This window comes from Archangium gephyra, from assembly GCF_049060025.1.
Classification (GTDB): Bacteria; Myxococcota; Myxococcia; order Myxococcales; family Myxococcaceae; genus Archangium; species Archangium gephyra_A.
In genome coordinates, this window is sequence record NZ_JBMEQQ010000002.1 from 45,438 (window position 1) to 57,764 (window position 12,327).

Sequence of the window (12,327 nt, forward strand, 5' to 3'; positions counted from 1 at the left end):
TTGAACGTGGTGAAGCTGCGCAAGGGCAAGATCATCCCGCGCGAGGATGGGAAGCGCATCGAGGAGTTCGTGGGTGCGGCGACGACGGGCACCGACTCCATGTCGGTGGCGCGGATGCTGGCGCCGCCGGGCTGGTCCGAGCCGGCGCAGACTCCCGAGTTCGACGAGGTGGTCATCGTCCTCAAGGGGGAGCTGACGCTGGTGGTGGAGGGCCGGCGCCAGCTCATCGGGGAAGGGGAGCTGGGGATGGTGCCGCGGGGCCAGCGGGTGGTGTACCGCAACGATGGGCAGGGCGCGTGTGACTACTACTCCATGTGCGCGCCCGCCTTCCGGGTGGAGCTGGCCCACATCGAGGAGGCGCCCGAGGAGGAGCAGGCCAACCGGGTGACGGTGCAGGTGGCGCACCCCCAGGGCAAGCGCTTCTCCAAGCAGGTGACGGACCTGGCCGAGACGTTCCTGCGGAAGCTGGAGCTGACGGGGTGCGAGCTGTCCATCTCCCTGGTGGGCGACCATGCCATCCGCCGGCTCAACCGCACGTGGCGCAAGAAGGACAAGGCGACGGACGTGCTGAGCTTCCCGGCGGGGGACGCGCCCAAGGGCACGCCCGGGCCGAGGCAGCTCGGGGACGTGGTCATCTCGCTGGACACGGCGAAGAAGCAGGCCAAGGAGTACGAGCGGACGCTCGACTCGGAAGTGGCGCGCTACCTGGCGCACGGGCTGCTGCACCTGCTGGGCTATGACCACGAGCGCCCCAAGGACGCGCAGAAGATGGCGCGCACCGAGGAGCGGCTGCTGGGCGAGAGCGGCATGGTGGGCGACGCCGTGGCCCCCCGGGCCCGCAAGCTCATGACGTGAGGGCCCTCGCCGCTCACTCCATGGAGGTGAAGCGCACCGTGCAGCGTCCCCCCGCGCAGGCCGGGGCGGGAGCGCCCGGAGGAGGGCGGCAGACGGGCATCGGGCAGGAGGCCTCCGGGACGCCCGCGCAGGACTGCTTCAGGCGGGCGAGCGCGGCGGTGGAGAGCGCCCGCGGGGTGCACTGGGGACAGCACCCCTCGGTGGCGAGCTGCGTCAGGGCACAGTCCTCATCGCGCGTGCACCGGGCCTCCGCCTCGCCCTTCACCTCGTCCGGTCCACCGGCCCGTGGCTCCGTCGCGGCTGGAGGAGGAGGGCGGGGGGCCGCCGCGGTGGACGTGGGCGCTTCCGGCGGGGCGGCAGGAGGGCGGTGGCAGGCAATGAGGCAGAGGGTGCTGAGCAGGACGCCGCGCCACATGGGAGACTCCTCGGGAAGGGGTGGGGCCCTTCATGCCCTGAACGCCCGCTCTCCTGCCAGCCACTCTCGGGGTTGAGTCGGGCAGTGCGCATGATAGGTAGGCCCGCCCTCATTTGTTGGGACGGACAATGCCTCGCCTTGCTCCATTGATGACCTGTCTGCTCGGCCTGCTGCTGCTGGCCGCCACCCCGGCGCGTTCCCAGGAGATGCCTCCCTGGGGGACGGGCGAGAGCCAGGGCGAGGACCTGTCCATCTACCTGGTCACCTTCGGGCCCGGGGATGACGTGGCGTCGTGGTTCGGGCACGGCTCGCTGGTGGTGGAGGATCAGCGGCAGAAGCAGTCGCGCCTCTACAACTACGGCATGTTCTCCTTCGACTCGAGCATGCTGGCCCGCTACGCGATGGGCCGGCTCGAGTTCTGGGTGGACGACGCGAGCCCCGGAGCCACCTTCCGCTTCTACCGCTCGCTGAACCGGGACGTGCGGCTGCAGGAGCTGAACCTGACGCCGGCGCAGAAGGTGGAGCTGGGGAATCTGCTGGCGGTGAACGTGCTGCCGGAGAACAGCCACTACCTGTACCACCACTACAACGACAACTGCGTGACGCGGCTGCGCGACGCCATCGACAAGGTGGTGGGCGGCCAGTTCAAGCAGGCCATGAGCGGCCCCGGGCGCATGACGCTGCGCGACCACACGCGCCGCTACTCGGACGTCGGCCCGGCCATGGGCCTGCTGCTCGACTTCCTGATGAACGATGAGATCGACCAGCCCGTCACCCGCTGGCAGGAGGCCTTCCTCCCGGACGAGCTGGAGCGCCAGGTGGCGGACATGCAGGTGGTGGGGGAGGACGGGCAGAAGCGCCCGCTGGTGGCGAAGAACCTGAACATCTACGCGGCGGAGGGCCGCCCGGTCACGCCCGCGGAGCCGCCGAAGTACGCGCCCATGCTGCTGGTGCTGGGCCTCCTGCTGGGGGGGGGCGCGGCGGGCCTGGGGCTGTGGATCCGCCGGACCGGGGCCCGGGCGCCTCGCATCCTGCTCGGCCTGCAGAACCTGCTGGTGGGGCTGGTGTTCGGGATTCCGGGGCTCGCGCTGTTCATCATGTGGCTGTTCACCGACCACACGGTGACGTACCGCAACGAGAACCTCTTCCTGGCCAACCCGCTCACCGTGCTGGCGGTACCCCTGGGCATCCAGTTGATGCGCGGCTCGCCCCGGGCCCTCGCGCGGCTGTGGCGCCTGTGGCGGGTGATGTCGGCGCTGGGCGTCCTGGGGCTGGTGCTCAAGTTGCTGCCCATGTTCGACCAGGACAACTGGCGCCTCATCGCCCTCATCCTGCCCCTGTCCATGGGCCTGGAGGGGGCGTGCACCCTGGCCCGGCTCCGGTTTCCAGCGGCCTCCAAGCCCGCCGAGCCAATGACTCCTTCCCTGAAGGCTTCCGGTAGCTGATCATCCGGCAATCGCGCGCGGGCACACCTCGCGCGCACACCGAGGACACGACACACATGGCCAACGATTCGATGGAGAAGATCAACGGACTTCGGGAGCGTCTGCTTGCGCTCCGGGGGCATCTTTGACCTCGATCGCAAGAGGTCCCGCATCGCGCTGATCGAGCGTGAGTCCACGCTCCCCAACTTCTGGGACGACAACACCAAGGCGCAGGCGATGCTCAAGGAGAAGACCACGCTCGAGTCGAGCGTGGGCGCCTACGAGAAGACGATGCGCGGCCTGGATGACGCCCAGGTGCTCTTCGAGCTGGCCGCCGAGCTCAACGACGAGTCCAGCGCCAAGGAGGCCGAGGAGTCGCTCGTCTCGCTCGAGTCGGAGGTCGCGAAGCTGGAGCTGGCGCGGATGCTCTCCGGCGAGCAGGACCGCTCCAACTGCTTCATGGACATCAACGCGGGAGCGGGCGGCACCGACTCCATGGACTGGGCCGCCATGCTCATGCGCATGTACACGCGCTACTGCGAGCAGAAGGGCTGGAAGGTCGAGATCAACGACGCGGTGGAAGGCGAAGAGGCGGGCTTCAAGAACGTCTCGCTGCGGATTGAAGGCGAGTTCGCCTACGGCTACCTCAAGGCCGAGGTGGGCGTGCACCGGCTGGTGCGCATCAGCCCCTTCGACGCCAACGCGCGCAGGCAGACGGCCTTCGCCTCGGTGGACGTCTATCCGGAGGTCGATGACACCATCAGGATCGACATCCCGGAGAAGGACTACGAGCTGAAGTTCATCCGCGGCGGTGGCGCGGGCGGTCAGAAGGTCAACAAGACCTCGTCCACGGCGCAGCTCCGCCACCTGCCCACCAACATCCTCATCACCTGCCAGACGGAGCGCTCGCAGTCGGCCAACAAGGACATGGCCTTCAAGATCCTCCGCGCCCGCCTCTACGAGCTGGAGCTCAAGAAGCGCGAGGCCGAGCAGGCCGCCGCCGAGGCCCAGAAGAAGGACATCTCCTTCGGCTCGCAGATCCGCTCCTACGTGCTCGCGCCCTACCGCATGGTGAAGGACCTGCGCACCGGCGTGGAGACGGGCAACGTGGACGCCGTGCTCGACGGCAGCCTGGAGGAGTTCGTCACCGCCCAGCTCATGGGCGTGAAGAACCCCAACCGCAACGCCCCGGAGTAGTTGCCCGGAAGACCCGCGGAACCTTTCCACGGCCTCGTTGTCCTAGGCCGTGGAACAGGGGAAAGCGGGTCAGGGTAGGATGGAAGCGCGCGGTGTAGGCCACGTGGGGAGGTCACCGGTGTCCTCGAGCGGGGTGCTCGGCATGGAGACAGAGGGAACGCCGGTGTCCGCCGAGGCCGAGGCCGCCGCGCGCGAGGAGCGTCTGCTGCTGGCGCGCCTGCGGCGGGGCGATCCGGAGGCCTTCGAATCGCTGGTGAACACGCACCAGGACCGGCTCTACGACTTCTGCGTGCGGATGCTGGGGGACCGGGAGGAGGCGAACGATCTGGTGCAGGACGTCTTCGTGAGCGCCCACCAGAACCTGTCGCGCTTCCGGGAGGACTCGAAGCTGTCCACGTGGTTGTTCCGGATTGGAAAGAACCACTGCATCAACCGGTTGAAGTACCTGAAGCGGCGGGGGAGGGGACGCTCGGAGGAGTATGGCGAGCAGAACGAGGGGGCGCTGACGGAGCTGCTGGGCTCGCCGCCGGGGCCGGACGCGGCGCTGGAGTCGGCGAGGGAACAGGCCCGGGTGCAGTGGGCCATTTCACAGTTGGAGCCGGACGCGCGGATGCTGGTGGCCCTCCGGGACATCGAGGGGCTCTCGTACGAGGAGATCGTCGACATCACCGAGCTCGCGTTGGGAACCGTGAAGAGCCGGCTCCACCGGGCGCGGGAGAAGCTGGCGGATCTCCTGGGGCGGCTTGAGGAATGAACGGTTTTCAGCGGAGACTCCGGGATATGCCAGCACAGCTCAGCCACCGCGAGACCAAGGCCCTGTTCATCGCCCTCGCCGATGAGGAGCTTCCCGCCGAGAAGGCCCAGGCGGTGCGCTCGCACCTGGACGGGTGCGGCGAGTGCGCGCAGGGGTGGCAGCGCTACTCGGCCACCGTGATACGGGTGCGCAACGTGGGGAGGCAGAAGGCTCCGCCGGCGCTGGCCTCCCTGGTGATGACGCGGGTGAAGCGCCAGCGGCGCTTCGGCCTCAAGCGGCTGCACCAGATGCACGCGTACTACCGGCTGCCAGTGGAGATCCTCATCCCGCTGCTCATCGCGGCCGCGGTGGGGGCCTTCCTCATCATGTCCGCGCCCTGAGACGGGCGGGGGCGGGTCTTTTCGGGAACATCCCTTCCAGCCATTCGTTGCGTCCCGGGGTGGGCTTGGCTACGGTGCCGCGCCCCTACGCCCATGGCTGACACTCCAGAGAACAAGAACGCGGAAGCGGACCTCGGGTCCAAGGAGCAGGAGATCTACGACCAGCGCCTCGAGAAGGGGCGCAAATGGCGGGACTCCGGCTTCAACCCGTACGGCAACGGCTACCGCCCCCAGCACCTCGCCGCGGAGATCCTCTCCCGCCACGGCAGCCAGTCCATGGAGGACATCGAGAAGGCCGAGCCCGCCGTCTATGACGTGGCCGGCCGCATCGTGGCCGTGCGCAGCTTCGGCAAGGCCGCCTTCGTCAAGCTGCGCGACCGCTCGGGGGAGATCCAGGTCCACCTCAAGAAGGACGCCCTCGGGGACGCCTACGAGCTCTTCAAGCTCACCGACATGGGGGACTTCATCGCCGCCCAGGGCGCCGTGTTCCGCTCGAAGACGGGCGAGCTCACCCTGTCCGCCACGAAGTTCGTGCCGCTCACCAAGTCCCTGCGGCCCCTGCCCGAGAAGTGGCACGGCCTCACGGACGTCGAGGTCCGCTACCGCCAGCGCTACCTCGACATGGTGTCCAACCCGGACGTGAAGCAGGTCTTCCTCAAGCGCAACAAGCTGGTGCGCTTCATCCGGGACTTCCTCGACACGCGTGACTTCGTCGAGGTGGAGACGCCGATGATGCACCCGCTGGTGTCCGGCGCGGCGGCCCGGCCCTTCCGTACCCACCACAACGCCCTGGACATCGATCTGTACATGCGGATCGCCCCGGAGCTGTACCTCAAGCGCCTGGTGGTGGGCGGCATCGAGCGCGTCTACGAGATCAACCGCAACTTCCGCAACGAGGGCATCAGCACCCGGCACAACCCCGAGTTCACGATGCTCGAGTTCTACCAGGCCTACGCCACGTTCGAGGACCTGATGGACCTCACCGAGGAGATGCTCTCGGGCGCGGCGAAGGCGGTGACGGGCGACACCAAGGTGACCTACCAGGGGCACGTGCTGGACTTCGGCAAGGGGTGGAAGCGCATCCCCATGGCCGAGGCCATCCGGGAAGTCGTTCCCTCGCTGAGCGACAAGGACATGGCGGACCCGGAGCGGCTGCGCAGTGAGCTGCTCAAGACGTCGCATGGCGACGCCGAGCGCCGTGCCGTGGAGACCATGCACCACGGCGAGCTGGTGGGAGCGCTCTTCGAGCACCACGTGGAGCAGAAGCTGGTGCACCCCACCTTCATCACCCACTACCCGACCGCCGTCAGCCCCCTGGCGCGCCGCAACGACCAGAACCCGGACATCACCGACCGCTTCGAACTCTTCGTCGCCGGCCGGGAGATCGGCAACGCCTTCTCCGAGCTGAATGATCCGCTCGACCAGAAGGAGCGCTTCCTCGCCCAGCTGGACGCCAAGCAGCGCGGCCAGCAGGAGACGATGGACTACGACGAGGACTACATCCGCGCCCTCGAGCACGGCATGCCGCCCACGGCCGGTGAGGGCATCGGGATTGATCGGCTCGCCATGCTGTTCACGGACGCGCCGTCGATCCGCGACGTCATCCTCTTCCCCCTCCTCAAGCCGCTGGCGAAGTAGGCAAGGAATCACGTGAACGCCGAACGGCAGACCGTCTACCGCTGGAGCTTCATCTGGAGCGGCGCCCTCGTGGCCCTCGTGGGGGCCGTGCTGCTCGGCTACGCCATCACCCTCACGGATGCCTGGGCGCGGGTATCCACCGCGCTCGGCCTGACCGCCCTGAGCTGGGGCGGGCTCCTGCAGACGCTCAGCGCGCTGAGCCTGACGACGGTGCAGTCCGCCATGCCCGCCTCGGTGGGGCTCGCCGGGCCGGAGTACGTCATCGCGGGCGCGGCCGCCTGGCTGGTGGGCTGGGCGCTCATCGCCTCCGGCATCCGGCGTGCCCCGGCTTCCACCGAGGGGCCGAGCCCATCCGCCGGAGCGACGCTGTACCCGCGGCTGGCCCAGTACCGGGACTTCTATTGGAGCACCCTGGGCGCCTACGGCGGCGGCATCCTGCTGGCCGAGCTGGTGCTCATCCTCCTGCAGACGTTCCTGTCCAGTGGTGGGGGCTCCGGAGCGGCCGGGGAGAAGGGGCTGGCGCCGACGGTCGCCTTCGCCCTGTCGTTGATCATCTCGTCCCTGGTCGCCTTCGCGTGCGGCTTCGTGGGGGCCTCGCGCGCGCGGCGGGTGGCCATGCCCGAGGCCACCATCGGTGTCATCTACCTGGGCCTGCCCGTGCCCATCCTGCTGACGCTGATCGACCAGAATCCGGATCTCCAGCTCTCGCTGGGCTACCGGCTGCGGGAGGTGACGTACCTGGCGGACATGCTGGGCCGCCCGATGATCGGCTACTGGCTCGTCTTCTCGCTGCTGGTGCTCATGCTGGTGCTGGGCATCAACACCGGCTTCATCGCCGCGGGCAGCGGGCGCCTGGACCTGCGGCTCGGCTTCGAGCTCTTCGTCGCGCGCCGTCACGTGGGCGTCTTCCGCCCCTCGCTGCTGCTGGGCACGCTGGCGGTGCTGATGTTCGGCATCATCCCGCCGCTCATCGTCTACGGCATCATCCGCGCGGTGGAGGCGGCCGTGGAGCGCACGCGCATCCGCACCCTGGGCCTGAAGGATCCGCTCGCCGCCGCGTCCGCGCTCAACCGCCTCAAGCTGCGCGAGCAGTCACCCACCATGATGATGACGGCGCTCTCGGTGGGCGGCGTGGGCGTGGGCGTGATGGCCCTCATCATCGTCCTGTCGGTGATGAGCGGCTTCGAGGAGGACCTGCAGAAGAAGATCCTCGGGGCGCACTCGCACGTGGTGGTGTCGAAGTACGCGGGCCAGTTGCCCGAGTACAAGCGGCTGATGGAGCAGATCGCCAAGGTTCCCGGGGTGGAGGGCCAGACGCCGTCCATCGACAACCCGGTGATGGTGCTCGCCGACGACGAGGTGCAGGGCATCGTCCTCAAGGGCATCGACCCGGAGACGGTGGGCTCGGTGTTGGATCTGCGCCAGAACATGCTGCCGGGCGGCAGCCTGGATCACCTCGAGGAGCCCACGAAGATCGCCCCCCGGCGCTCGCTCGGCTTCGGCAAGGAGCCCGAGGAGCAGGAGGAGGAAGAGGCCGAGGATCCGATCATCGGCAAGTCCACCAAGAGCGCCTCGGACAAGGTGCTGCCCGGCATCATCCTCGGCCGGGAGCTGGCCACCATCCTCCGCGTGGTGGTGGGGGACCGGGTGAACGTCATCTCCCCGCAGGGCGCCGAGCTGGGCCCCGCCGGTCTCATCCCCAAGAGCCGCGCCTTCCGCGTGGCGGGCATCTTCTACTCGGGCATGTACGAGTACGACGCCAAGTTCGCCTACATCCTGCTGGCCGAGGCGCAGAAGCTCTTCGGCACCGATGGCCCCAGCGGCATCGAGCTGAAGGTGGCGGACGTGGATGACGCCCGGCGCATCTCCCAGGCGGTGTCCCGCGAGCTGGGCGGCTACCCCTACCGCTCGCGCGACTGGGGAGAGATCCACCGCAACATCTTCTCCGCGCTCCGGCTGGAGAAGCTGGTGATGGGCATCATCCTGTCCATCATCATCGTGGTGGCCGCCGGCCTCATCGTGGCCACCGTCATCATGCTCGTGCTGGAGAAGCGCAAGGAGATCGCCGTGCTCAAGGCACTCGGCGTCTCCGATGGCGGCATCGTGAAGATATTCCTCGCCGAGGGCCTGCAGATTGGCGTGGCGGGCGGCCTGCTGGGGCTCTTGTCCGGCCTGACGTGGTGCTACTTCATCCTGAAGGTGGGCATCAAACTGGACCCGTCCGTCTATTACATCCCCGCGCTGCCGGTGAAGATCGAGCCGGTGCAGACCGCGCTCGCGGTGGTCATCGCGGTACTGGTCACCTACCTGGCATCCATCTATCCCGCGCTCAAGGCGAGCAGCGTGGAGCCGGTGGAAGGCCTGAAGGCGGAGTGAGGACGATGGCGCTGCTCTCCATCCACAACGTCTTCAAGAGTTACTTCCTGCACGGCAAGCGCATCGACGTGCTGCGCGGCGTGTCGCTGGACATCGAGAAGGGCGAGCTGTTGAGCCTCATCGGTGCGTCCGGAGCGGGCAAGAGCACCTTCCTGCACGTGCTCGGCACGCTGGACACTCCGGCCGCGGGCGAGCTGCGCTTCGACGGCCGCAACGTCTTCGCGATGAACGACGCGGAGATCGCCGACTTCCGCAACCGCACCATCGGCTTCGTCTTCCAGAGCCACTACCTGCTGCCCGAGTTCACCGCGCTGGAGAACGTGGCCATGCCGGCCCTCATCCAGCGCCGGGACCGGACCCAGTCCTACGCCTACGCGCGGGAGCTGCTGGAGCGGGTGGGGCTGGGGAGCCGGGTGGAGCACCGTCCCGGGGAGCTGTCCGGCGGCGAGGCCCAGCGCGTGGCCCTGGCCCGGGCCCTGGTACTCAAGCCGGCGGTCCTGCTCGCCGACGAGCCCACCGGCAACCTGGACCCCGCCACCGGCGAGGGCATCCACCAGCTCTTGCGCGAGGTGAACCGGGACCTGGGCATCACCGCCGTGGTGGTCACCCACAACGAGGTCCTGGCCCGTTCCATGCCCCGCCGGCTGAGGTTGGTGGCCGGCCAGGTGACCGAGGCTTGACGTCCCGGCCACCCTTTCCGCGATTTCTCATTGAGACCCGTCGAATTCCTCCCGTAGATTGCCCCGCCCTTCACTGGCCGAACGCTCTCTTGAGGCTCCCCGTTCTGACTCTCAGGTTCCTGGTCCCGCTCCTCGTCGCCGCATGGACGGTGATGCCCGGTCGCGTGCTCGCGCAGGCGGACAGGGGCGCCCCACCGGCCTCCGTTCCCTCCGAGGCGCTTCCCCCCGCTCCCGCCACGCCCGGCTCCGAGCCCCCCGCCTCCGATGCACCCGCCGCCCCCGACCGCGAGGTCCGGGAGGGTGAGGTCACCGACATCCGCATCGAGGGCAACCGCCGCGTCGAGGCCGAGGCCGTCCGCCGCGCCCTGCGCACCAAGGTGGGTTCGCTCTTCGACGAAGACCTCACCCCCGAGGATCTCCGGGCCGTCTGGGCGCTCGGCTACTTCAGCGACGTTCAACTGCTGACGCAGCGCCTGCCCAACGGCGGCGTCGTCTACGTGGTGCGCGTCCAGGAGCGTCCCTCCATCCGCGCCGTGAAGCTGCGCGGCAACGAGGAGCTCAACCAGGACGACCTCAAGGAGGCCATCGAGCTCAAGGCCCTCACCATCCTGGACATGGACGCGGTGCGCCGCACCCAGAAGAAGATCCAGGAGAAGTACATCGACAAGGGCTACTTCCTCGCCGAGGTCGGCCACCAGATCTCCCCCGTGGAGGGCGGCCAGGTCGATGTCATCTTCGTCATCGACGAGAACTCCAAGGTGATGGTGAAGGACATCGTCTTCCTGGGCGCGGAGAAGGTTCCCGCCTCCCAGCTCAAGGACGTGATGATCACCAAGGAGGGGGGCTACCTCTCCTTCCTCACCGGCGAGGGCACCTACCGCGAGGAGGCCTTCCAGCGCGACCTGGCCGTCATCCAGGCCACCTACTACGACGAGGGCTTCATCAACGTCCGGGTGGACAAGCCCACCGTGGCGCTCTCCGCCGACAAGCGCGACATCTTCATCACCATCAAGCTGACCGAGGGCGAGCGCTACGACATCGGGAAGATCGACTTCTCCGGTGACCTGGTGGTCCCCAAGGAGGAGCTGGCCGCGTTGATGAAGTCCGGCACGGGCCGGCACTTCAGCCGCACCGAGCTGGGCCAGGACATCCAGGCCATCACGGACGTCTACTACGACCGCGGCTACGCCTACGCCAACATCAACCCCGTCACCGCCGTCAACGCGGACGAGAAGACGGTGGACCTGACGTTCGACGTGCAGAAGGGCCCGCAGGTCACCATCGAGCGCATCGACATCGTCGGCAACACCAAGACGCGCGACAAGGTCATCCGCCGCGAGATGCGCGTCTACGAGGGTGAGCTCTACAGCGGCACCGGTGTGCGCCGCTCCAAGGAGCGCGTGACGGCGCTCGGCTTCTTCGAGACGGTGGAAGTGACGCAGCGGCCCGGCAGCCGCGAGGACTCCATCATCATCCAGGCGGAGGTGAAGGAGAAGGCCACCGGTACCTTCCAGGTGGGCCTCGGCTTCTCCAACGTGGAGAGCTTCATCTTCACGGCCCAGGTGTCGCAGAACAACTTCCTGGGGTGGGGCCAGAGCGTGTCGGCCTCGGCGCAGATCTCCAGCCTGCGCTCGCTCGTCCAGCTCTCGTTCTTCGATCCGTACTTCCTGGACACCAAGTTCCTGCTGTCCGCCGACTTCTTCCGCGTGGAGGCGGACTACGTCGACTTCACCCGTCAGTCCACCGGCGGCAATCTGTCGCTGGGCTACCAGGTGCTCGAGGACCTGCTCGTCAACGTGGGCTACTCGCAAGAGCACGTGAACGTGTCGGCCTCGCAGGACTTCGGTGGCGTGCTGCTGGCCAACCGCTTCCTCAGCGGCGTGACGAGCTCCGTGCGCCTGTCGCTCACCTACGACAAGCGCAACAACCGCCTCTTCCCCTCCAAGGGCTTCATCCACTACGGCTCGGTGGAGTACGCGCCGCCCTTCCTGGGTATCGGCGGCTCGCCGTTCCTCTTCACCCGCTACACGGCCTACTCGCGCCTCTACTTCCCGCTGCCGTTGGGCGCCGTCTTCAAGACGAACGCCACCGTGGGCTACATCCAGCAGTTGGATCCCAACCGGCCCCTGCCCATCTCCGAGCTCTACTACCTGGGTGGCATCAACTCGGTGCGCGGCTACCTGCTGCGCAGCATCAGCCCCTCGCTGCTGGCGCCCAGCTCCGGCTCTCCTGACGCCTCCATCGAGCGGCTCAACGTGGGCGGCAACAAGCAGCTCATCCTCAACCTGGAGCTGGAGTTCCCCGTCTTCGAGAAGGCCGGCATCCGCGGCGTCGTCTTCTTCGACGCGGGCAACGCCTTCGCCACCAACGAGCCGTTCTTCCAGATCCGCAATCCCCGGGGTGTGGACAAACTGCCGCTGGGCCTGTTCACCTCGGTGGGCTTCGGCTTCCGCTGGTTCTCGCCGGTCGGTCCCTTGCGTTTCGAGTGGGGAATCCCGCTCAACAAGCGTGCGGAAGACGAGCCCGTCCTCTTCGAGTTTACGATCGGCAATTTCTTCTGATACGCGGCCCGCCCGCTTCCCAAGCGGCCGTTTTCACGGCTGTTGAA

At 67.9% G+C, this 12,327-nt stretch carries 10 protein-coding genes; 9 read left to right on the plus strand and 1 reads right to left on the minus strand.

Features of this window, described 5'->3' with window-relative positions; genetic code table 11:
- Positions 1–9: 9 nt before the first annotated feature.
- Positions 10–855: an rRNA maturation RNase YbeY gene (gene ybeY / locus ACN28I_RS00295; protein ID WP_420940197.1), complete on the plus strand. Its 846-nt coding sequence runs from the start codon at positions 10–12 to the stop codon at positions 853–855.
- 13 nt (positions 856–868) lie between these two features.
- Here ybeY and ACN28I_RS00300 read toward each other — a convergent pair whose 3' ends face one another.
- On the minus strand, positions 869–1,270 hold the full coding sequence (locus ACN28I_RS00300) for a hypothetical protein (protein ID WP_420940198.1): 402 nt from the start codon (positions 1,268–1,270) through the stop codon (positions 869–871).
- 128 nt (positions 1,271–1,398) lie between these two features.
- Here ACN28I_RS00300 and ACN28I_RS00305 point away from each other — a divergent pair, with 128 nt between their 5' ends.
- The 8 genes from ACN28I_RS00305 (at position 1,399) to bamA (ending at position 12,280) form a co-directional block, all read left to right on the plus strand.
- Positions 1,399–2,715 carry a DUF4105 domain-containing protein gene (locus tag ACN28I_RS00305; RefSeq protein WP_420940199.1) on the plus strand — a complete coding sequence of 439 codons (1,317 nt, stop codon included), beginning with the start codon at positions 1,399–1,401 and terminating at the stop codon, positions 2,713–2,715.
- Between the two features lie 56 nt (positions 2,716–2,771).
- Positions 2,772–3,891, plus strand: a protein-coding gene (gene prfB / locus ACN28I_RS00310) for a peptide chain release factor 2 (protein ID WP_420940200.1) whose coding sequence is annotated in 2 segments (ribosomal slippage) — positions 2,772–2,840 and positions 2,842–3,891 — 1,119 coding nt in all. Because the reading frame shifts where the segments join, the coding sequence is not laid out codon by codon here.
- A gap of 118 nt (positions 3,892–4,009) precedes the next feature.
- Positions 4,010–4,645 carry an RNA polymerase sigma factor gene (locus ACN28I_RS00315; protein ID WP_420940201.1) on the plus strand — a complete coding sequence of 212 codons (636 nt, stop codon included), beginning with the start codon at positions 4,010–4,012 and terminating at the stop codon, positions 4,643–4,645.
- A 26-nt stretch (positions 4,646–4,671) separates the two neighbouring features.
- Positions 4,672–5,025: an anti-sigma factor family protein gene (locus ACN28I_RS00320; RefSeq protein ID WP_420940202.1), complete on the plus strand. Its 354-nt coding sequence runs from the start codon at positions 4,672–4,674 to the stop codon at positions 5,023–5,025.
- A gap of 93 nt (positions 5,026–5,118) precedes the next feature.
- The gene (gene lysS, locus ACN28I_RS00325) at positions 5,119–6,663 is read left to right on the plus strand and encodes a lysine--tRNA ligase (RefSeq protein WP_420940203.1); all 1,545 of its coding nucleotides are present in this window, start codon (positions 5,119–5,121) and stop codon (positions 6,661–6,663) included.
- A gap of 12 nt (positions 6,664–6,675) precedes the next feature.
- The gene (locus ACN28I_RS00330; RefSeq protein WP_420940204.1) at positions 6,676–9,039 is read left to right on the plus strand and encodes an FtsX-like permease family protein; all 2,364 of its coding nucleotides are present in this window, start codon (positions 6,676–6,678) and stop codon (positions 9,037–9,039) included.
- 5 nt (positions 9,040–9,044) lie between these two features.
- Positions 9,045–9,719 carry an ABC transporter ATP-binding protein gene (locus ACN28I_RS00335; protein WP_420940205.1) on the plus strand — a complete coding sequence of 225 codons (675 nt, stop codon included), beginning with the start codon at positions 9,045–9,047 and terminating at the stop codon, positions 9,717–9,719.
- Between the two features lie 152 nt (positions 9,720–9,871).
- Positions 9,872–12,280 (plus strand): outer membrane protein assembly factor BamA, encoded by a 2,409-nt coding sequence (gene bamA, locus ACN28I_RS00340; RefSeq protein WP_420940206.1) that lies wholly within the window; start codon positions 9,872–9,874, stop codon positions 12,278–12,280.
- Positions 12,281–12,327 lie beyond the last annotated feature (47 nt).